The 19,264-nt window shown below is 49.3% G+C and carries 25 protein-coding genes; 11 read left to right on the forward strand and 14 right to left on the reverse strand.

The features are described from left to right. Positions 1-26: 26 nt before the first annotated feature. The 13 genes from FH968_RS20585 to FH968_RS20645 all read right to left on the reverse strand — a co-directional run bounded on the left by FH968_RS20585 (position 27) and on the right by FH968_RS20645 (position 9,766). The gene (locus tag FH968_RS20585) at positions 27-1,082 is read right to left on the reverse strand and encodes a site-specific DNA-methyltransferase (protein WP_139882831.1); all 1,056 of its coding nucleotides are present in this window, start codon (positions 1,080-1,082) and stop codon (positions 27-29) included. Positions 1,083-1,231: 149 nt separating this feature from the next. Next, positions 1,232-1,432 (reverse strand): hypothetical protein, encoded by a 201-nt coding sequence (locus tag FH968_RS20590; protein WP_139882833.1) that lies wholly within the window; start codon positions 1,430-1,432, stop codon positions 1,232-1,234. Between the two features lie 233 nt (positions 1,433-1,665). Beyond that, positions 1,666-2,424, reverse strand: a complete 759-nt coding sequence (locus FH968_RS20595; protein WP_139882835.1) for an antitermination protein — start codon at positions 2,422-2,424, stop codon at positions 1,666-1,668. A gap of 17 nt (positions 2,425-2,441) precedes the next feature. Then, on the reverse strand, positions 2,442-3,431 hold the full coding sequence (locus FH968_RS20600) for a DUF968 domain-containing protein (RefSeq protein WP_139882837.1): 990 nt from the start codon (positions 3,429-3,431) through the stop codon (positions 2,442-2,444). Beyond that, on the reverse strand, positions 3,428-4,081 hold the full coding sequence (locus FH968_RS20605; protein WP_139882878.1) for a phage antirepressor KilAC domain-containing protein: 654 nt from the start codon (positions 4,079-4,081) through the stop codon (positions 3,428-3,430). Before FH968_RS20605 ends, FH968_RS20600 begins: the two co-directional genes overlap by 4 nt. Before the next feature lie 80 nt (positions 4,082-4,161). After that, complete coding sequence (locus FH968_RS20610) at positions 4,162-4,563, reverse strand: RusA family crossover junction endodeoxyribonuclease (RefSeq protein ID WP_139882839.1); 402 nt, start codon at positions 4,561-4,563, stop codon at positions 4,162-4,164. Then, positions 4,560-4,901, reverse strand: a complete 342-nt coding sequence (locus FH968_RS20615) for a LexA family transcriptional regulator (protein WP_139882841.1) — start codon at positions 4,899-4,901, stop codon at positions 4,560-4,562. The genes FH968_RS20610 and FH968_RS20615 overlap by 4 nt, the downstream gene beginning before the upstream one ends. Beyond that, entirely contained in the window at positions 4,898-6,661 is a 1,764-nt protein-coding gene (locus FH968_RS20620) for a DNA cytosine methyltransferase (RefSeq protein WP_139882843.1), read from the reverse strand. Before FH968_RS20620 ends, FH968_RS20615 begins: the two co-directional genes overlap by 4 nt. After that, a complete protein-coding gene (locus FH968_RS20625; RefSeq protein ID WP_139882844.1) occupies positions 6,658-7,542 on the reverse strand; it encodes a phage N-6-adenine-methyltransferase in 885 nt (294 codons plus the stop codon). The genes FH968_RS20620 and FH968_RS20625 overlap by 4 nt, the downstream gene beginning before the upstream one ends. After that, positions 7,539-8,651, reverse strand: coding sequence for a hypothetical protein (locus tag FH968_RS20630; RefSeq protein WP_139882846.1), 1,113 nt, complete (start codon positions 8,649-8,651; stop codon positions 7,539-7,541). Before FH968_RS20630 ends, FH968_RS20625 begins: the two co-directional genes overlap by 4 nt. Next, positions 8,648-8,815, reverse strand: a complete 168-nt coding sequence (locus FH968_RS20635) for a DUF4222 domain-containing protein (protein ID WP_139882880.1) — start codon at positions 8,813-8,815, stop codon at positions 8,648-8,650. Before FH968_RS20635 ends, FH968_RS20630 begins: the two co-directional genes overlap by 4 nt. 239 nt (positions 8,816-9,054) lie before the next feature. After that, complete coding sequence (locus FH968_RS20640; RefSeq protein ID WP_139882848.1) at positions 9,055-9,516, reverse strand: YmfL family putative regulatory protein; 462 nt, start codon at positions 9,514-9,516, stop codon at positions 9,055-9,057. 19 nt (positions 9,517-9,535) lie between these two features. Further along, the gene (locus FH968_RS20645) at positions 9,536-9,766 is read right to left on the reverse strand and encodes a Cro/CI family transcriptional regulator (protein ID WP_139882850.1); all 231 of its coding nucleotides are present in this window, start codon (positions 9,764-9,766) and stop codon (positions 9,536-9,538) included. 103 nt (positions 9,767-9,869) lie between these two features. Here FH968_RS20645 and FH968_RS20650 point away from each other — a divergent pair, with 103 nt between their 5' ends. The 11 genes from FH968_RS20650 to FH968_RS20700 all read left to right on the forward strand — a co-directional run bounded on the left by FH968_RS20650 (position 9,870) and on the right by FH968_RS20700 (position 17,834). Then, on the forward strand, positions 9,870-10,583 hold the full coding sequence (locus FH968_RS20650) for a LexA family transcriptional regulator (protein WP_139882852.1): 714 nt from the start codon (positions 9,870-9,872) through the stop codon (positions 10,581-10,583). A gap of 550 nt (positions 10,584-11,133) precedes the next feature. Continuing rightward, on the forward strand, positions 11,134-11,502 hold the full coding sequence (locus tag FH968_RS20655) for a hypothetical protein (RefSeq protein ID WP_139882854.1): 369 nt from the start codon (positions 11,134-11,136) through the stop codon (positions 11,500-11,502). Positions 11,503-11,549: 47 nt separating this feature from the next. Beyond that, complete coding sequence (locus tag FH968_RS20660) at positions 11,550-12,374, forward strand: YfdQ family protein (RefSeq protein WP_139882856.1); 825 nt, start codon at positions 11,550-11,552, stop codon at positions 12,372-12,374. Between the two features lie 134 nt (positions 12,375-12,508). After that, the gene (locus tag FH968_RS20665; protein ID WP_139882858.1) at positions 12,509-13,045 is read left to right on the forward strand and encodes an HD family hydrolase; all 537 of its coding nucleotides are present in this window, start codon (positions 12,509-12,511) and stop codon (positions 13,043-13,045) included. Then, positions 13,033-13,443: a hypothetical protein gene (locus FH968_RS20670; protein WP_139882860.1), complete on the forward strand. Its 411-nt coding sequence runs from the start codon at positions 13,033-13,035 to the stop codon at positions 13,441-13,443. The genes FH968_RS20665 and FH968_RS20670 overlap by 13 nt, the downstream gene beginning before the upstream one ends. Continuing rightward, positions 13,440-13,625, forward strand: coding sequence for a hypothetical protein (locus tag FH968_RS20675; protein WP_139882863.1), 186 nt, complete (start codon positions 13,440-13,442; stop codon positions 13,623-13,625). Before FH968_RS20670 ends, FH968_RS20675 begins: the two co-directional genes overlap by 4 nt. Beyond that, positions 13,622-14,203, forward strand: coding sequence for an ead/Ea22-like family protein (locus FH968_RS20680; protein ID WP_223271353.1), 582 nt, complete (start codon positions 13,622-13,624; stop codon positions 14,201-14,203). The genes FH968_RS20675 and FH968_RS20680 overlap by 4 nt, the downstream gene beginning before the upstream one ends. 205 nt (positions 14,204-14,408) lie before the next feature. Next, positions 14,409-14,669 carry a hypothetical protein gene (locus FH968_RS20685; RefSeq protein WP_139882865.1) on the forward strand — a complete coding sequence of 87 codons (261 nt, stop codon included), beginning with the start codon at positions 14,409-14,411 and terminating at the stop codon, positions 14,667-14,669. 268 nt (positions 14,670-14,937) lie between these two features. Further along, positions 14,938-15,144, forward strand: coding sequence for an excisionase (locus tag FH968_RS20690; protein WP_139882867.1), 207 nt, complete (start codon positions 14,938-14,940; stop codon positions 15,142-15,144). Beyond that, entirely contained in the window at positions 15,105-16,283 is a 1,179-nt protein-coding gene (locus FH968_RS20695; protein WP_139882869.1) for an Arm DNA-binding domain-containing protein, read from the forward strand. Before FH968_RS20690 ends, FH968_RS20695 begins: the two co-directional genes overlap by 40 nt. Before the next feature lie 309 nt (positions 16,284-16,592). Beyond that, positions 16,593-17,834 carry an integrase gene (locus tag FH968_RS20700; RefSeq protein ID WP_139882872.1) on the forward strand — a complete coding sequence of 414 codons (1,242 nt, stop codon included), beginning with the start codon at positions 16,593-16,595 and terminating at the stop codon, positions 17,832-17,834. A gap of 447 nt (positions 17,835-18,281) precedes the next feature. Here the strand turns inward: FH968_RS20700 and FH968_RS20705 are convergent. Next, the coding region (locus FH968_RS20705; RefSeq protein WP_139882874.1) for a DUF3732 domain-containing protein at positions 18,282-19,264 on the reverse strand (983 nt) is incomplete at its 5' end.

Genomic DNA, 19,264 nt, shown 5'->3' on the forward strand with positions numbered 1-19,264 from the left:
GCCCGCCGAAGCGAGCCCATGTGCGTTTATGTTTTAACTTCCATTCCCTTAATTTCTTCTACGGTCTGGTTAAAGCGCTCTTCTTCAAGCTCCACACCAATGGTGCGCCGCCCCAGTTGCATGGCAGCCTTAATTGTCGAACCCGACCCCATAAAGAAATCAGCAACAACATCACCCGGTCTGCTGCTTGCGTTGATAACCTGCTGCAGCATCTCTGCGGGTTTTTCACACGGATGTTTTCCCGGATAAAACTGAACGGGCTTGTGTGTCCAGACATCGGTATACGGCACAGCAGCCGACACAGAGAATGGACGCCGCAAGTTTTTAAACTCTTCGGCCAGTTCCAGGTATTGACGATTTAGTGTCTGGTAGTTCTCTTTGAGCTGGTGGCGCGGCGTATCCAGCCCAGCTTTCAGGCATGCTCCCCGTGCAACATCATCAAACAGTGCCTGCAACTTACGGTAATCGTCCTCACCGGGTAATTGCCACTGGCTGGCACCAAACCAGTGCGAAACCATGTTTTTCTTACCCGTGGCATCCGCTATCTGTTTTGACGTTATCCCGAGGGCTTCTCGCGCATCGCGGAAATAATGGATAAGCGGCGTCATAATGTGGCGTTTTAAATCGTCGCACTTTGCCGAATATCCATCATCCTTCCCGCGGTATGGTCCGGGATAATGCTCAGCGAACAGCACGCGTTCAGTTGCCGGAAAGTAACTGCGCAAATCCTCTTTATGGCATCCGTTCCAACGCCCACTGGGTTTTGCCCAGATAATATGGTTCAGGATGTTGAAGCGATTTCGCATCAGCAGCTCAATGTCAGCAGCCAGCCGGTGACCACTGAACAGATAAATACTCCCGTTAGGTTTCAGCACGCGCCAGAACTCAGCCAGGCACTTATCAAGCCATGCCAGATAATCCGCATCACCCCGCCACTGGTTGTCCCAGCCGTCAGGTTTCACCTTGAAGTAAGGCGGATCCGTCACTATCAGATCAATGGAATTATCAGGAAGAGAAGGAAGAACGTGAAGGCAATCAGCGTTGTATAAATCAACACTGTTTAAATTTACAGTATTTTTCATAGATCGTTAAGCTGGACTCTGATAGGCTCACTGGGCTTTGCGCAAAAGCAGTGGGCCATGGTTCGCTTGTGACCTTTCAGCATGAGCGAATGGCTGGTGAGTGCTATCAACACCCACCAGCCGCCCATTTTCACAGCCAGAAGTGCCAATTAATGGCAGCGTTTGAAGTTCTCACCACCAGCACCCTCTACCGCTAACCCCGCCATAACCAACTGCGTCAGTATCAATTGACAGCGCCCCACGCTTATACGCATCAGGTTTGCCAGGTATTCAACCGACTTCCAGTTTTTGTTACTCAGGCAGCTATAAAGAATTTTTGCGGTATATGTCATATCCTGCTGATTTAGCATGTCTTTTACCCTTGTTTATTAGCGTGACACACAGATAACTCTGGTTCGATAAAGCAGCAAGAAGAAAGGTTTGTTAGTCGTGCTGGGAGGGTAATTAATAAACTCGGCACATAAAAAAACCCGCCGAAGCGGGTTTATTAACGTTAGACATACAAAGCCCATCGTTAGGTAAATCCTAACCAGTTTTTTTGAACTTTGCAAGTATCGTGTCGACATAATTCATAACTACGTTGCTATCTTGTGACATTACGCAATTGCGTTTCTGCAAAAGCCTCTTCCTGCCAGCATTTTGTCACCAGGCGATTTATGATGTCGGCATAGCCGCTATACCATTGATAGTCAGTCAGGTCGGGGACGATTTTATTCACAGCTGCACGCGCCAGTGTTGTCGGCACCCGGCTGTATCGATTGCCATTACAACGTCCGCAAATTTTCACTACAGGCACACCATGAAGTCGGGTTCGCTTCTCATCAAGAACGGTACCCTTTCCTTTACAACCACGGCACGCAGTGCTTACCTCGCCTTTGCCATTGCAGTGAAGGCATAACTCATCTACATCTTCCCGTTTGATATTGGCAGCGACACCCTTCACTCCAGGGTGTTTAATCACATCCTGTACGACGCGGCGAACTCCAGCGCCAGAACAGTGCACGCATACCACTTTACTTGCTGCTGATCGCGAGTAATCAGCAAACGCAAACTGCACCAGGCAAGAAATTATTTCCTGACGGGAATCGTCACTCAGCTTTTTCAATGCAGGATTATTTAACGCCATGGCGTATTTCTTCAGTGCATTAACGGCTGCATCTGGCGGCTGAATCCCCATCTTCGCCAGGAACAGATCAAAGCCCAATGGCGCTTTTGACTGCACCATCCCTTGTGCGGCCATAACATCAGTGATATTCAGTGCATCACCACCAGTGGCTGGGGAAACATCATTCAGCTTTGGTGATTTTGGGGAATAAAATTTAGGTAATGATTCAAGGTTCATTGCGATCTCCACTCCACTTACGCCAGCACGCCAATTGCCAGCGCACGATCTAAGGTTTTCAGTACCAGCTCAGGCTGCGTACCGTATTTTTTTTCAAATGCACTTACGTCCGCATGTAGCTCGTCGTGATGCCTTCTGCACAAAGGGATCACAAACAAGTCATGCGCTTTAGTAGCCATGCCACCCTGCCCATACCCTATCAGGTGATGCGGATCGTCCGCAGGATTGTCACAGCAGGCGCACTTCTCTGATTTCGCCCACCGGGTGTACTTCATTGACTCCCAGCGGCGGCGTTTAGGTCGAAGCATGAAAGACTCGGGGCTTTCAGGATCAACTTTGAGCGCCAGCACTCGCTTCGCCTTTTCCTGCACAATGCTGGTGGCCGGCAACTCATGGACGATGTCGCATTCACGGCTCACTGATGGAATAACATCTTGTGGCATACGGAGCGCACGACGAGCCATGCCTTCTGGTAGCGAGTCAACAACATCCATCTTCGTCGCCCACCAGCACAGTTCTGGCAGAGTCAGCACATGACTTTCGTCAAAGCCAAGCGTTGCGCGTGCTCTGTCAATTATCCACGCCACAACGTTAGCGGTTGCCATAGAGGAAAGTTGCTCGGTGTAGTGGTCACGCAGCTGGTTATCACAACCCCAACAAAGGCGTAATGCGCCCGGATGGAATCGCGTCGTAACCCGTTCGTGATGGTGATAATCGGAGTGTGGCCACTGACATTGTTTGCCCTGCCGCATCAGCCAGGCTTCAAGACCATCCAGACCACCAGCAACATCAACCACTTTCTCGTTAGTGAAAAATGGCAGCAGTACCGGATCATCACCGAGCGCCTGACGCGCTGCGGGTAGTTCTCCGGATGCCACATCTGAAAGATATTCCGGGGCGAGATCGATAATGACCCGACCTCCGAACAGGGACAGCAATTCAGTGCCCGGCCTGAATATCACCATGCCCAGTTCGCTAACAACCACGGGTTTCAGCAGCGCTCTCATATTGATGCGCCATTTTGCAGGTGCTCAGCCCACAAGCCGGCCACCCATTTGACGCCTTTTGCCGTAAAACGAGCCTGAGTGAATGCATAGCGGTTTGCGTTGGTTGTGCCGGTCTTTATTTCGAAGCGGCCCGCCTCAGTATGGCGATGATGCGGTGAAAGCATGTTATTCAGGCGATACATGATGTGCTTATCGAGCAGAAAGAGGCGGAATTGAGCTTCTTTTGCATTAAGCAGCTTTGCTACCTGCCGGAATGTCATCGAGCCTTTGGCCTCTACATACTGATCGACAAATTCAACCTTTGGGGCTGCAATGAGAAGCTGATTTTCCAGTTGCTGCTTTTGCTCAGCGAGATCCGCGGCAAGGCGTAATGCTTCCGGCAAAGACTGAGGAATAACACTTCCCTGTTCCAGTTCCTGCCAACGGTCTACCACTGCGGCGGTAAATTCAGGAGATAAGCGGGCTACCAGCACAAGGCAATCACGCTTTTTAAACCAGTATTCCTCGTACCACTGACCGTTTTGTTCATGCTGGTAGGGGGTGTGCGCCAACGGCGCGCTTAAAACGCCACCAGCAGCCAGGCGTTCAGCTGAGCGTTTTACATCCCCATGCTTACTTTGAACTAGCTTCGCAACCTCACGCGATGACATCAGCGTTCCCATCATCGCAGCATGATCCTTCGGACATACCTGAACAACATTCATTAACTGTTGCATACGTTCTCCACTATTCATTGACCGGCGGCTGCACCCGTTACGGTTTCATTGATAAATTCACGAATTGTTATTTCTGTACTGCCCTTTGGTATTAATGGCCCCCAGCTCACTTCCATGTGTTTTATCTGACTGTCGTCCTCCCAGACATTTGCGTGTGTCAGCGAGTCAAAGAGTGCCTTCAGATAATTATCCAGATCCCGACGACGGTTTTCGGGCGGATACAAAACGACATTTACGGATAGCTCCGCGCTGAATGGCTTCGGGATTTTGCGTAATTGCTCTATGACCGCAGCCGTTGTATCGCTTCGGTACTGGCGACCTTTGGCACTAATCAGGTGGCGACCTGCCAGCGGACCGGAGTTCGGAGAACGCCAGTAGGTGTTTACACTCGGTGGGAATGGCAGTGTCAGCTTCATACCGTCTCTTCCTTTAAGTCGTAGCGTTTTAACAACGCTGCAGCACGTTCAGCTGAATCTACAGAACAGGCCAGTAATTCACGCAATACCGTCAGTGCTTCATCACGCTGGGCAACCGGGCTTTGGGTTCCATTTAGCTGGATACCCCTGGCCTTGCCCGGGATCATGGTGATATAGCCCTTGCGCTGTAGGGCTTTCAGGTGGAATGTCGCGGCGTTAGGAGAATGGAACTCCATGGCATAGGCAATCTCACTATTAGTCGGAGGAAAGCCAATGCTGTTTTGATGGTTGGTAATAAAAGCGAGCACTTCTTGCTGGCGTGGTGTGAGTTGCTTCATGCTGCAATCTCCTCTTTGAAAATGCACATTTCAGGAAGGTTTGCCCGAACCAGCGCTTCTGCAAATGGCGGCGGTACCGCATTGCCACAGCGGGCGACTTGCTTGTCCTTCGCATATTTCACACCGCGGTAATCCTGGTCGATGATGTACCAATCAGGGAAGCCCTGAGCGCGGTAGAGTTCATGCGGCTGCAGCATGCGCATGCCAATGTCGACTATCCGATAAGTAACACCTTCGACGGTCACAAACTCACGATAATCATCGCCACAGTATTCGCGCAAGAAAGCAGATACCTGTTCTGCGCGCTGCTCATCATATTCATCAACGGCCAGATACGTCTCGACGTTACCAACATGCAGACCGCCAGCCGTTAAACCTGGTGCCGGAGCGTCAACTACTCGCCCGTCTTTACACGTTCCCCGCAACATAACGAGATGGGATGTCACAAGTGCGTGGTGGTCTACTGTCGTTACCGAATGCACCGGCTCATCCATTGCCACGCCCGGCCCGGTATAATTGCCACCAAAATGCTTAACGAGGTTTGCGGCAACAACAGCAAATTTTCCACCACCTGCGGTTATTGTCCCCAACGGCTTTTCAAGCTGGAGCACTCGAGGAGACTGCCCTGGACGTTCTCCGTATCCCATCTGGATTAGAGTCGCAGCACAGAGTTGGCTTTTTCCACCACCACCAGCTGTTATAGTAGCGCTCGGCTCATCGGCTCGATGCCCTACGCTTGCGCCAAACTGTCGGGCTACAAAGGGTGCCACCTTCGGAACAGCAATGGCATATCCGTGGGTTTTGGTGATTGTCTGCATCGGTTCGGCAAGTGATTGTCCACGGAAGCAGTCGTACTTTGTCCGCGTGCTGGTGTGGTTGCACTTCACAATAAACGGTGACGGATTATCGATAACGAAGCGCTGAATGCCCCGGGCAATTCTTTTTAACGTATTCGTAGCCAGCGGTCGCTTGCGCTCAAAGATGCTCGGGCAATCAAGTGACCAGTCGATACATTCGGCAGCTGTGCGCCATGGTTTCAGTACACCGTTTAGCACTCCCAGTGATTTAGGGTCACCGTGTGATGGCTCAGGCCATGTAACCGACTGCCCGTCGCAACGCATCACCATGAAGAAGCGCTTTCGAATTGTTGGTGCACCGTAGTCGCATGCACGCATTTCACGCGAATCTACTTCATACCCAAGACCGTTGATCAAGCGAAGTGCATCGCTGCTGCTTGGCTCAATCCCGAGAAAGTCACAAGCTTCATTCAGTGCTGGATGTCCTGCATCAATGCCAGCACCGAGCATTCCGACGAACGCTGAAAATGTTTCCCCAGCGCGCTTAGGATCCGGACGCTGGTCGCCATTCTCATCAACCAATAATGGTCCCCACGTTTTGAACTCTTCGACGTTCTCAAGCATCATCACTCGAGGGCGAACCGCCAGCGCCCAGCGAAGCACAATCCAGGCAAGACCACGAATTTCTCTCGCTACTGGTTTTGAACCTTTCGCCTTGCTGAAATGACGGCAGTCAGGTGAGAACCATGCCAGGCCAACCGGATTGCCGGCGGTTGCTTGCTTTGGATCGATATCGAACACAGATTCGCAATAGTGCAGCGTGTCGGGATGGTTGGTGGTGTGCATTGCCACTGCGTTCACGTCATGGTTGATTGCAATATCTACACTCCGACCAATTGCCATCTCAATTCCGGTGCTCGCCCCACCACCACCAGCAAAGTTATCTACGATGATTTCTTTCACGCGTGTTTCTCCATGGATAAGACCAGTGAACGAGCAGCTGTGATAATTGATGGCACTGGCATTTGCTCAAGCCACATTCTGTTGATGTGCTGTTTTAACTTTTGCTGGTGGGCAGCTGGTAATTTCGAAGCTAAATCAATCTGCTCAAACACCATCCCAACTTCTGCAGGCCAAACGCTAACGATCTGCTCAGAAATAATTTCTGGAATATTTTGTTGTTGGCTTTGTGGTACCAGGCGGATGGCTTCGCGACGGATCTGCGCAAGAAATGCATCACCCTGTGCCTCCAAATCCTTACGGCTGATGTAACTCATCGCAGGTCCGCGCCAATTCTTATCGAACACGGCCACTGCACCAGCAAAGAACGCTCCCGAGGGAACCTGTTTTTCATCAGCTGGGATAAACCACTCCGGCAGATCAAAACCAATACGTCCACGGATAAACGCAATGTGATCGGCATCTTCTGGCCACCAGACTTCACTTGTCGCCGCTTTAATCAGAAACACATAGCGCCCACCCTTTTCACGCATGGCACTGACATGCTCCATGATGTAACGCATGCCGGTAATGTACTGATCATCGAACTTTGTCGCCCGGCTATAAGGTGGATTGGCGAATGCTGCACCGTTAAGTTCCTTCAGCCGTTCTGACCAGTCCTGCGTTAACGCATTGTCTTCTGCGGTATAGAAAGCGTTGCACTTCGCGTTCTCGCCATCACTAAACAAGTCGAGGACTAACGGGCCAAACATCGCATTGATACCCCAGAAAATGTTGTCCGGAGTACGCCACTGATCACCGACTTCTTTCAGTTCATGAGCGTTGCGGTTACGCAGCTCTGCCAGAGCCTGGCAGTATGGGGTTTGAGAAGTTGTCTCTGTCATGATGCAATCCTCGCCAGGTCTTCTTCGCTTGCCTGTGTTACTGCCTGCATCCAGATTGATTTCCACGATGCGCGCGCCATAACCTCACTCATACGACCCAGACCCGCCTTACCCGCTGAGGCTTTCGCCAGCTCTTCGATACGACCATTCGGTTTTTTACCCTGGGCAACCAGACGGACAAATGCGGTATCACGCTCGGTATTGTCCACTCGGGCTACTTTCGGCAAATCGTTAGCACGGAACTCTTTCACGGACAGGTAGCATTTCTCGGTGATCAGGTAATCGAAGTGCTTTTTGCGCCATGTCTTGCCAGCGCTATTGTCCGGGCGGTCTTCCAGCATCCAGCGGCAATGTTTAGCGATGTAGCGCAGGTATGCCCCCCACTTTTCAATCGTCAGGTCGTAGTCTTTCCAGAGATTGCGCAGGGTTTTACGGCGGCTATCGGTCATTTTGAGAACCGCAGGCATTTCCGGCAGCGTGGCGTGGAATGCTTCAAGCACGGCGTTGTAGTCAATTTTCAGAGAATCAACTTGCTGTGGGTCTGCCGCTTGCGGTTGACCAATAGGTTTTATGATCTGTGAGTTATGATCTGAGTTAAGATCTGTATAGAGAATAGGAACGGCACTTCCGCCGTTCCTATCAAACGGCGCTTCTGCCATTCCCGAGTGGCGCATATGCTGTTCGGGAACGGCACCTTCGCCGTTCCCGAATGGCGAAGATTCAGCGTTATTAGCCGCAGGAAAAAGCAGTTCAACCAGCCGATTACCATCAAGGCGATAGTGTTTTACTGAATCACCGTTGTTCAGACGACGTGTAGCAGTATCAAGAACACCAGCCAAATATTTGCTTTCCAGCTTACCCACGATGCGGCGCACCTGGTCTTTGCTCAGCTCGATTTCTTCTCCAAGCTCTTCATGCGTTTTATAGAACCAGCCATCTTCACGACTGCCACACCCGGACCAGAACACTAGTTGATTCAACACAGCTGCAAGCTGGTAAGCCTGCTGGTCTTCACCAAAAAACTGCAGGTACGGGCGCGGGATAATGATGACGTTCTTCTGGCCTGACATGGCCTGAACAACATCGAATATCCGGCTACTGGTAGTCATCCGTCGACCCTCTTAAACTTTTCCCTGAATCGCTCAACTGGCTGCATACACTCATGCTCATAGCCTGCACGTCTGAATATGACTTGCTGCTTTTCCCGGTCGTATCCTGTAACGAGGACAATGTTTCCTCGCCAGTCACGGTACTTACGGTCAAGCTCTTGCATTGCTCAGCCTCATGTTTAATCCGCATGTCTTCTACCAACCACGCTGCGAACTGGTAGTTGATGGCGACCCACTCACCCAGTAAATTGGCTTCATACAAGAACGGGGCAACATCACGACCGCCAGTTATTGAACGGCAACGGATTTGCGGTGTTCCCTGATTTCTGGTTAAACTGTTCATGCGTTAAAGTTCTCCACGAATCGACACGCCAAGACGCCCGGAGCTGCACACTCGCGGGCGTCACTTCTTTTTGCGACCAAACAGCGCGACAATGGCGCGGATCTCTTCTTCACGTGCTGCCAGATGGCGGCGGTGATGCACCAGAATTTCTTCAGCTTCATGTTTTTCAATCACTCCATCTTCCAATGCCTGTTCAATAATCTGGTCAACCTGTCCACGGGCTGCTGCTGTACGCATTGCTTTGGTGAACAGATCAACGCGATCCAGATCTTCTAGGTTCGGAACATCCACCAGCAGCGCACCGCGACGTTTGGCAAAGTAATCCGCCAGGGCAGATGTACCTGAAATGTCTTCCATCGCTTCCAGCTCTACTACTTCGAAAAAGCGACAGCCGTTCTTCTCATACAGGTTGTTGTTGAACTGAGTCATGGTCATGCCAAGTGCGCCAGCCATAGATTCACGTCCGCCAGGAATTGCTTTACACATTGCTTTCACTACTTCTTTAAGGCTTTGCTCTACCATCTTGTTTTCCCTTTGGTAGTTATTGTTGAATTAAAACGTCTGTATCTTTCCTGGAATCAGAACGTTTGCTTGAACTAGGGAATGGGCGAATTTCCTCCGCTTCAATTTCCCCATTGTCATGAATTAGAACATTCACCTTTCGGCCATGCTTAATCGCTTTGCTAATTGCGCTCTGATACATCCCGAGCTCGGCTGCTGTTTTCGACTGGCCATTAGCAAGCACGTAATCAGATAAAGGAACTTTCTGCATATCTTTCCCCTCGTTATTGGTAATGAAAGTATCACCTCTAGTGATAAATAAGTCAACACTAGTGGTGATTGGGTATTATTCCTTGCGGTGATAAATTAGCAGTATGAAAAAGAAGCCTCTCACATCAGAACAATTGGCTGACGCCGTAAGGCTTAAAGCCATTTTTGAATCTAAAAAGAAACAACTTGGTTTATCCCAAGAGTTGCTTGCTGAGCAAATGGGGATGGGGCAAAGCGGGGTAGCGCAATTACTAAATGGCGCCAATGCTATTAACGCCACTCATGCAGCACAGTTCGCCAAAATTCTTGGTGTAAAAGTTGACGATTTCAGCCCCTCATTAGCTGCTGAGATATCGTCTATGTACGATGCAATATCCATAAGCAATACCGCAGTGAGAAGGTTTGAATATCCTTTGCTTACTGAAGTACAGGCAGGTGCTTTTTCAACAGTAAATTGCTTTACTGAAAGAGATGCTAAAGATTGGGTAGCTACAACTGTTAAAGCCAGCAACAATGCCTTCTGGCTTGAGGTTGCCGGTCATTCAATGACAGCGCCACCGGGTAGTAAACCCAGCTTCCCTGAGGGAATGCTTATTCTGGTTGATCCGGATGAAGATGTTGAACCCGGCGATTTTTGTGTGGCTGGCATATTCAATGATTCTGAAGTGACGTTTAAACGATTTGTTCGAGAGGATGGTAAGCCGTGGCTAGAGCCACTGAATCCAAATCCTCGATATCAAAGCATTGAATGTAATGAAAACTGCAGGGTTATAGGCAAAGTAGTTAAGGCCCAATGGCCTGAAGAGATATTTCATTAAAAAGAGGCCCTTTCGGGCCTTTTTCTTTTCTATCCCCCAAAATTAAATCCCCTCTAAACTCAGCCACTTATCACTTACAGTAATATTTTTATCACCTCAGGTGTTGACTGAATAATCACTATTGGTGATACTAATTTCATCGAAGGCGACCATCATCGCAATCGAAAACAAAATGCCTTACATCCCTGTTCTGGCGGCCCGTTTGTTTCCCGTTAATGTCGCGGTAACCGCCAGCTTTTTCAGGGCACAACGATGAGAGTATTGACGAGCAAGGCATAAGTGCTGGTTCAATTCCAGACAGTCCCATTTAGTTGGGAGGGTTGGGCAGGGAAAAGGTCCGTTCAACTCGGACACCGGCAGTGCTCTCTTCGTTGTGGTGAATGCGGCTCAGCGCTCGCGATGAAAGGCAAAATATCAAGTCATTATCGGTATAGGTCATCGCTGAATGGTTTGCCGCCAGACAGCACCGGGAGGCACCCGGCACCACAGCAGCATTTTATGTGGAGAACTAACCCGCGGCGGGTGCAGCCGCTTAAATGAGGAATTACCTATGAGCAGTGAACGAGCTACTAACGTGCCGGACTTTATCGGCGAACTGGATGGCGGAGTCTTCGAAAACAAGATTTCTATGGCGCTCAGTGAAGTTGCTTTCGGTGTGCTTAACAACGGGCAGAAGGGAAAAGTAACGCTGACCCTAGAATTAGATCGTATGAGCAACTCTGTCGACGAAAAGCGAGTGATGATCAAGCACAAACTGGCTTACGTCCGACCAACTCCACGCGGTAAATCTTCTGAAGAAGACACCACCGAAACGCCAATGTACGTGAACCGCGGCGGCAAGCTAACCATTCTGCAGGAAGATCAGGGCCAGCTATTAACTTTGGCCGGTGAACCAGACGGCAAGCTTCGCGCTAAGTAAAAACCATTAATTTACCCGACGATTAACTTATTAAGGAATTTCACATTATGTCTCAAACCGTAGACGCTACTGCAATCAATCAAATTCGTGATCTTGTCCAGGGGCAAGAAGTTAATTCTGTATTGTCTCATCAACCATGTGATGCAGTTGCCATTCCTCACGACCTTAGCATTCATAGCCTTGAAAATCTTAACCTCGGTCGTTACCGCTTCCGTGGCGCGCTGAAAACAACCAGCATTGAAGACTTCACCCGATATTCAACCGGCTTTGCAACGGTTGGTACCCGCTGCTTTATTGATGCTGACAATATGAAGGCTGTGACCGTTCTGAACCTCGGCACACTCGGGGAACCAGGCCACGCTGATAACACGGCAACAGTTCAATTAAAGAAAACTGCACCTTATGCCGCACTCCTGGAAATTAATGGCGACAGAAAAAGCCAGAAAGAATTGGCTGAATGGGTCGAAGACTACGCTGATTTCCTGATGGGTTTTGATGCTAACGGTGAAGTTATTCCTGCAAAAAAAGCAGCGGCCGCATTACGCAAAATCACCATTGAATCGAACCAGTCTGCCGATTTCGAAGATAACGATTTCAGCGGCAAGCGCTCATTGATGGAATCGGTTGAAGCAAAAACCAAAGATATTATGCCAGTAGCTTTTGAATTCAGCTGCGTACCGTTTGAAGGTCTGCAAGATCGCCCATTCAAATTACGCCTGAGCATTATCACTGGCGATCGTCCTGTTCTGGTTCTACGCGTTGCACAGTTGGAAGCCGCACAAGAAGCTATGGCCACCGAGTTCCGCGACCTACTGGTAGAGAAGTTTAAAGACAGCCAGGTTGAAACCTTTATCGGTGTGTTCAACGCCTGATTACTCAGCCTTAAGTGCCCTCTCGGGGGTACTTAGTGAAGCGTAATCCTTTTTATTGTTGCCTTCGGGCAAGGGATTCGTGCAACCAAAATTCAGCGCCGGTGCAGTGGCGCATTATTTAAGTGGAGAACTAAATGTCGTGGATTAGAACCTACACCGGAAAGCATTTCGATTATCGTAACGTCCGTCATGAAGATATTTGCATCGAGGATATTGCCAACGCCCTTTCAAATATCTGCCGTTTCGCCGGCCATTTGCCAGAGTTCTACAGCGTGGCTCAGCACTCCGTTCTTGCCAGTCGATTGGTTCGTCCTGAGTTCGCCCTCGAGGCACTACTTCATGACGCGGCAGAAGCTTATTGTCAGGACATCCCTTCTCCGCTGAAAGCATTGCTGCCGGATTACCAGATCATTGAGGAATACGTGGACTCCGCGATCCGCAATAAATTTGAGCTGCCGGCGGCGGCGAGCTCATGCGTTAAATATGCCGACCTCGTTATGTTGGCTACTGAGAGGCAGGAACTTGAACTGGATGACGGCACACCGTGGCCCATCCTTGAAGGCATTCCGCCAACAGATCTATTTCCTATCAATCCTCTGCGTCCAGGACAAGCCTACGCACTCTTCATGGCTCGCTTTGAAGAACTAACGGGGGTCACATGCAACGCTTAATCGATATGTCCACCAGCGAACTGGTTTCATTGGCTCGGAACTATGCATCGAGCATCACGGAAATCGGCATCTATTCAGAAATGGTGAAAGAACTGGCTACCCGGTTGTCTGCTAATACCACAGCAGTTATCCAGGCAATTAAAGAACATGATGAGTTGAATCTGGAACACGTCAGTGCAATGCAGACCATTGGTCAAATAATGGAACTAGTCGGCACCAGCGATGTAGATAGTATTTCAGGGCAAGTGACTGGATTAAAAGCATCAGGGTTAGAAAGTGCGGCTCATCGCCTGGGTGACTTTGCCAAACAATATGGTCCCGCAAAAGCTGAATTACTTAAAGCTGCGGGTAGAAAGCTATTGGAAGAAGCCGCACAGCTGCGCAAGGAGGCCAAATGAGCAATAACATCGAAGCACTGAATTATGATCCGGCAGACCCGGACAAAATGAAGCTTCCAGCCAAGGTGAGCTGCGGAGATTGTCGCCACATTCACCGTTGCAAAGCTATTTTCGGTCATACGGAATCTGATACCTACTGTGACTGGTCGCCATCTCGCTTTGTTGCCCAGGAGACCAAATGAATAGCTTAGAAGCGCTGATCGCCAGCATGAAATCAGTAATCGAGCCAATTGTGAACGGCTACCAGTATGTATGGGGTGTTGAGGATGTGCCAGGTCTGGGAGTTGCTCGTGCCGGAACGCTCAATGGCGATGGTGAGCTTTGCGCATTTGTAGATGTGTCGATTTCGGACTACTCAGGTAATGAGTTGGACGACCTTAAATTAGCGAAATTCATCGCTGCCGCTAATCCAGTTAATGTACAGACGCTGATAGCGGCGCTGGAGCAGTCGCAGGCCGAGCGCGAAGAGTTTCGTAAGCGCCTCAAGCTTGAGCGCTCAATTCTTGAAGATGCAGATAAGCGCATAGCAGAACTGGAAAAATCACTCCGAGGAACAGAGGAAAGCCTAGTAGCGGCGGTAGACCAAATAGCAGAACTGGAAACCAGCAAGCAACCCGTGAAGCTACATAAGCGCAGCGTCGGTGAAGTTATGCATATGAGCGGATTTAGCCGTGACTACGCTGAAGGTTGGTGCGCTGGCAATGACAATGCAATCCATGAAATCCACGCTGCTGGCGGATCCGTTGAAGGGAGTGAGTGAAGATGGCTAATCGCACAAGCAATAGAGCTGCCAGCAGAACTATGGCTGTTTTAATGCAGAGAATGGAAGTTCGTATTAGCAACAGGAAAGTTTTGGCAATGCGAAGATTTGACGTTGAGTTTGTTAATCACTCATCACCAAGCGCATCTCAAAACCGTGCAGCTAAGAGACGTTTAAATCAAATGGTGATGTGGGAGCGTGGAGTATGACCAACCTAAGCACTGAGCGCCTGGAGTTATTCGTAAACCAACCTATGGATAACGGCCTGAGCCGTGGTGAACAAATGGAGATGGCTCGCGAACTACTTGCATACCGCAAGGCCAGTAGTGAGGCTGTGGCTGATGTAGTTGCATGGAGCCACCCGACCGAAGAGCGCAAATGTGATATTCGCTGGCGACGCTTCGATGTTTCACCTGGCCCACTATTCGCAGCCCCTCAGCTTCCTGTAGTACCAAATAGACCATAAACGAACCGAATACTGTCATTTATTACAAATGGAGATCTTTTATAAACCAAAAAATGAATTATGGGTTACATGTGAGCCAATATATAAAATAATATCAATAAAAGTCTTTTTATGAGCTATTTAATGATTGATATAGAAATCATAGGGAATAAACGCAAAGCTGCAGGCTAGTTGTGTTTCTGCAATTCAGAAGCACCTCGCTCCACCAGCAAGCGAGTAAATTTAAATCATTATGCCCGTGTGCAGCGGGCTTTTAGTGGAGAAAAATATGCTGAACCTCGATTGTGTTCCCATCTCGTCTTATTGCAAAGAAACAGGTGAAACCACCGAAGCCATCAACAAGCGTCTTCAGCGCGGTATATGGCAGGACGGTGTGCAGGTTCTCAAAGTGGAAGGCGTAAAAGAAAGATGGATTGATCTTAGTGAGGTTGCTAAATGGGCAAGGCAGAACCGTCTAAACTACCGCGCGGCGTAACCGTCAGGATACACCGACAGGGTGAAACCATAAACATCACTTTTACTTTTAAAGGGGTCAAATGCCGTGAACCCCTTTCTAATCTTGATGTTAGTACAAAAAATCTAAAATATGCTGAGCGTATTCTGGGTGAAATTCATAATAAAATTGAAAGAGGTATGTTCAATTATTCTGAGTATTTCCCGCGTTCTTCTCGTTTAAAACTATTTGGTAATGCAGCCGCCGGCAAGACGGTTCAAAATTACCTGGATGAATATCTGATAATTTGCGAAACAAGGAAGTTATCGCCATCAACTATTGGCGGTTACAAAAAATGCCGTAGTGCTCTTTCTTTATTGCACAAACTTCCCGCCAGTGAACTTACCCCGGCGGCGCTAAAAACATGGATCCAAGAGCAATCAACAACGCTTAAGACGATTCGAAATCAGCTTTCTTTTCTGCGTTCTGCTCTTGATGAAGCAGTGACTGACGGTATTTTGCAGTTGAACCCGGTTTCACTGGTTACAGCATCAAGATACCAGAGTGATAAAACCACCAGTGAAAGCGAATACATTGTTGATCCGCTTTCACCAGCTGAGACAAGCGCCCTTTTAACAGCGACTGTTTATAAGCAATGGGAAAACCTTTTTGCATTCGCCATTCATACCGGCATGCGTAGTTCGGAATTGTGCGCCCTACGTTGGCGAGATATAGATTTCATTGGTAAGACGGCGCACGTTCAGAACGCAAGTGTTGTTGGCGTGATTAAGGGAACAAAAACGAAGGCAGGTACGCGTAAGGTTGAACTAGATGCTGAAGCAATGGCCGCGCTTGCAGAACAGAAACCTTTCACGTTCTTGAAGGATGATACGATATTTGAAGACCCTAAAACTAACAAGCCGTGGGCTAGTGCTGATGCAATCAGAAAGAAAGCGTGGGTACCAGCGTTAAAGAAAGCGGGGATCCGATACCGCAATCCGTACCAGACCAGGCACACGTTCGCGACCAGGCATATCAGCCAGGGGGCAAACCTCTTTTGGCTGGCCGGGCAAATGGGACATAAAGGGCCGGAGATGCTTTTCCGCCACTACGGATCGTACTTAAAAGAGTATGACGGGAACACGGAGAAAAGACCCAAACAGGTCAGTGGTGGGACGTGAAAAGAGCCGCAAAGGAGCCGCAGGAAAATAATAGCGAAATATACTTTTATTTATCATGTGGTTAAAGAGTTTCGGACACGGGTTCAACTCCCGCCAGCTCCACCAAAATCTTCAATCGATGATTACCAGAGTCATCCGATAAAGTCTAAAGAGCCCGCATGGCACAAGCCCTGCGGGCTTTTTTGTGCCCTCAATTTGTCCCGCGAAGTCTGATGCCAACTAATTAAATCCGAACCTTTTAGGCACCTTGTTAGGCACCTCATAAAGCTTTATTGTTTTTGAGGTGCCTAAAACTATGGAAACCCGGCAATGGCAAGACAAACCAAACCTCTATCCGTTAAAGAAATCGAATCTGCTAAACCCAAGGAAGCGGACTACGTTCTCTATGATGGCGATGGCCTTGAGCTACTGATGAAATCCAGCGGGAGTAAAATCTGGCAGTTTCGCTACATTCGCCCTGTCACCAAGAAACGTGCGAAGAAGAGCATAGGCCCCTACCCGTCAGTTACGCTTGCCGATGCCAGAAACTATCGCGCAGAGTCTCGTTCTCTTCTGGCGAAACAAATCGACCCTCAGGAACATCAGCAAGAACAACTTCGCAGTTCGCTGGAAGCTAAAACCAATACTTTCCAGCTCGTTGCTGAACGTTGGTGGAATGTGAAGAAAGCCAGCGTGACAGAGGACTATGCCGACGATATCTGGCGCTCTCTTGAAAGAGATGTCTTTCCTGCAATTGGCGACGTTAGCGTTACAGATATTAAAGCTCACACACTGGTTCAGGCCGTCCAACCGGTTCAGGCCAGAGGAGCACTGGAAACCGTTCGTCGCCTGTGCCAACGCATTAATGAGGTCATGATCTATGCCCAAAACACAGGGCTGATTGATGCTGTTCCCAGCGTTAATATCGGTAAAGCCTTCGAGAAGCCTCAGAAAAAGAACATGCCCAGCATTCGACCGGATCAGCTACCTCAACTGATGCAGACAATGCGAACAGCCAGCATTAGCCTTTCCACACGCTGCCTGTTCATGTGGCAACTTCTTACTATTACCCGCCCTGCCGAAGCGGCTGAAGCTCGCTGGGAAGAGGTAGACATAGAAGCGCGAGAGTGGAAGATTCCTGCATCACGCATGAAAATGAACCGCGACCATACTGTTCCATTGTCAGATGAAGCAATTGCGATACTGGAGATGATGAAGCCGTTAAGTGGAAATCGAGAATTTATCTTTCCCAGCCGCATCAAGCCAAACCAGCCGATGAACAGTCAAACCGTTAACGCATCGCTGAAACGCGCAGGTTTTGGTGGGGTGCTCGTTTCACACGGTTTGCGATCTATTGCCAGTACAGCTCTCAACGAGCAAGGTTTTCCGCCAGATGTGATTGAGACTGCATTGGCCCACGTGGATAAGAATGAGGTTCGCCGTGCTTATAACCGCAGCGATTACCTTGAGCAGCGACGGCCAATGATGCAGTGGTGGGCTGATTTTGTGATGGCAGCTGATTGTGGAAGTATGATTGAGGGCGGTATGAAAGGAATGAGGTTAGTAGGGTGATGGATAACTAATAACAGTTCCTGCTTTAATACTGTGTTAAATGAGGCTTTAAATTTCATCCCCGTAAGTGCCAAAAACGGAAGTTGGTATTTTTTGCCAAGTTGAAAGACGCTTATTGATATGCCTGCTAAACCCGTGGCTATCCAGATTCAGTTATCGTTTCTGAAATCAGGTTGTTAGACAGTAAAATGGGTCGAAGGACGACCCGTTTTTACTTATTCGAAAACCGGCTCGCCATCGCCGGGAAAAAACCATCCGCAGACTTTACCGTGTAACCTAATGCGCTTAATACCGGGCTGATTTCTGGACGATGAGCAGTGCACACTACCACTCTGAATCCGAAAGCCAGAAATACAGACTGGCTCAGGACCGGGACGTAACGCTGTTCTCTTGATCAGGAGCTTTCGGCTACCTTCCATAGCCACCGATTAGCTCCATAGCGATCAGTCAGTCCGCAATGAACCCACGGTGGCGCCATTTCGCCCGCACGAAATCCTTGAAGTTGTAGTCCTGGCCGAGATTGAGCCCATCGGCGTGATCGCAGACGATGATCTGTGGCATCACGCCCGTCTCACGCGCTGTATCATCACAGAACTTCGCCATCTGCGTGAACATGTTCGACACAGCATCGATGTCATCATGCAGTTCTACACCCTGAGTGTCCTCGGCCCGCAAATTCTCGGCCTCGAACTCCTCCCCCTCATCCTTGGATGGGAAGTACACCTGAGTGGGTTGATCCAGAAATAGGATGGGGGGGATTGCACATTTGTCCCCCCAAGCAGCGAACTGGTAATGTAGCGCCATGAACAGGGTGAGGTGTGAGTACACCCAGTTGGCACCACTGCCCATCGAGCGGAGAAACACTTTCTTGTGCGCCTCTTTCTCGTGCCACAAGTCAAAAGTGTTAACATCAAATCGCAGGGAGCCCTTCCTGTAGGTCTCCTCGAAATGGAACCGCTGACCGATCTCCTTCATTTTTTTGTTGATATCCCGAGATAACCGATCCAGCTCGATATCAACGTCATACTTATCCAGAAGCTCTTTGTACTTCTTGACCTGCTCTGCCCAATACGACTTCATCTTCTTGAGGTCAGATGGCGGATTCTCGATGAACTCATCAATAGCGATCTCAAGCAACAGCTTGGCCTTTTTCGGCGCATCTTCGAGCGAGTTTGCTTCTGCAACCCGCCTATCATGCTCCTCGAAAGGTTTGAGCGAGGTTTGAACGCTCTTCAGCTTAAGCCGAATTTCCTTGATCTCCTTTCTCAGATCACGACTCTCCTGCCCCAAGCTCTCTCGGGCGTAGGAGGAAAGCCTCAACTCGGTGTTGAGCCACTCAATCGCCTGAGTGAGTTTGTTCGCCTGATCTTCGGGAATGTCGGAGTGCGACTCACAAACGGGGCAGAACGTGTGATCAAAGCTCGTGGAAC

This window comes from Buttiauxella sp. B2 (genome assembly GCF_006376615.1).
Classification (GTDB): domain Bacteria; phylum Pseudomonadota; class Gammaproteobacteria; order Enterobacterales; family Enterobacteriaceae; genus Buttiauxella.

Coding starts and splice junctions, on each gene's coding strand:
- FH968_RS20590 (WP_139882833.1), bottom strand. CDS start 1,432: ATGCTAAATCAGCAGGATATGACATATACCGCAAAAATTCTTTATAGC.
- FH968_RS20670 (WP_139882860.1), top strand. CDS start 13,033: ATGCAACGCTTAATCGATATGTCCACCAGCGAACTGGTTTCATTGGCT.
- FH968_RS20605 (WP_139882878.1), bottom strand. CDS start 4,081: ATGTCATCGCGTGAGGTTGCGAAGCTAGTTCAAAGTAAGCATGGGGAT.
- FH968_RS20665 (WP_139882858.1), top strand. CDS start 12,509: ATGTCGTGGATTAGAACCTACACCGGAAAGCATTTCGATTATCGTAAC.
- FH968_RS20610 (WP_139882839.1), bottom strand. CDS start 4,563: ATGAAGCTGACACTGCCATTCCCACCGAGTGTAAACACCTACTGGCGT.
- FH968_RS20675 (WP_139882863.1), top strand. CDS start 13,440: ATGAGCAATAACATCGAAGCACTGAATTATGATCCGGCAGACCCGGAC.
- FH968_RS20650 (WP_139882852.1), top strand. CDS start 9,870: ATGAAAAAGAAGCCTCTCACATCAGAACAATTGGCTGACGCCGTAAGG.
- FH968_RS20700 (WP_139882872.1), top strand. CDS start 16,593: ATGGCAAGACAAACCAAACCTCTATCCGTTAAAGAAATCGAATCTGCT.
- FH968_RS20695 (WP_139882869.1), top strand. CDS start 15,105: ATGGGCAAGGCAGAACCGTCTAAACTACCGCGCGGCGTAACCGTCAGG.
- FH968_RS20660 (WP_139882856.1), top strand. CDS start 11,550: ATGTCTCAAACCGTAGACGCTACTGCAATCAATCAAATTCGTGATCTT.
- FH968_RS20630 (WP_139882846.1), bottom strand. CDS start 8,651: ATGACTACCAGTAGCCGGATATTCGATGTTGTTCAGGCCATGTCAGGC.
- FH968_RS20645 (WP_139882850.1), bottom strand. CDS start 9,766: ATGCAGAAAGTTCCTTTATCTGATTACGTGCTTGCTAATGGCCAGTCG.
- FH968_RS20600 (WP_139882837.1), bottom strand. CDS start 3,431: ATGAGAGCGCTGCTGAAACCCGTGGTTGTTAGCGAACTGGGCATGGTG.
- FH968_RS20635 (WP_139882880.1), bottom strand. CDS start 8,815: ATGCAAGAGCTTGACCGTAAGTACCGTGACTGGCGAGGAAACATTGTC.
- FH968_RS20625 (WP_139882844.1), bottom strand. CDS start 7,542: ATGACAGAGACAACTTCTCAAACCCCATACTGCCAGGCTCTGGCAGAG.
- FH968_RS20615 (WP_139882841.1), bottom strand. CDS start 4,901: ATGAAGCAACTCACACCACGCCAGCAAGAAGTGCTCGCTTTTATTACC.
- FH968_RS20640 (WP_139882848.1), bottom strand. CDS start 9,516: ATGGTAGAGCAAAGCCTTAAAGAAGTAGTGAAAGCAATGTGTAAAGCA.
- FH968_RS20685 (WP_139882865.1), top strand. CDS start 14,409: ATGACCAACCTAAGCACTGAGCGCCTGGAGTTATTCGTAAACCAACCT.
- FH968_RS20595 (WP_139882835.1), bottom strand. CDS start 2,424: ATGAACCTTGAATCATTACCTAAATTTTATTCCCCAAAATCACCAAAG.
- FH968_RS20680 (WP_223271353.1), top strand. CDS start 13,622: ATGAATAGCTTAGAAGCGCTGATCGCCAGCATGAAATCAGTAATCGAG.
- FH968_RS20655 (WP_139882854.1), top strand. CDS start 11,134: ATGAGCAGTGAACGAGCTACTAACGTGCCGGACTTTATCGGCGAACTG.
- FH968_RS20690 (WP_139882867.1), top strand. CDS start 14,938: ATGCTGAACCTCGATTGTGTTCCCATCTCGTCTTATTGCAAAGAAACA.
- FH968_RS20585 (WP_139882831.1), bottom strand. CDS start 1,082: ATGAAAAATACTGTAAATTTAAACAGTGTTGATTTATACAACGCTGAT.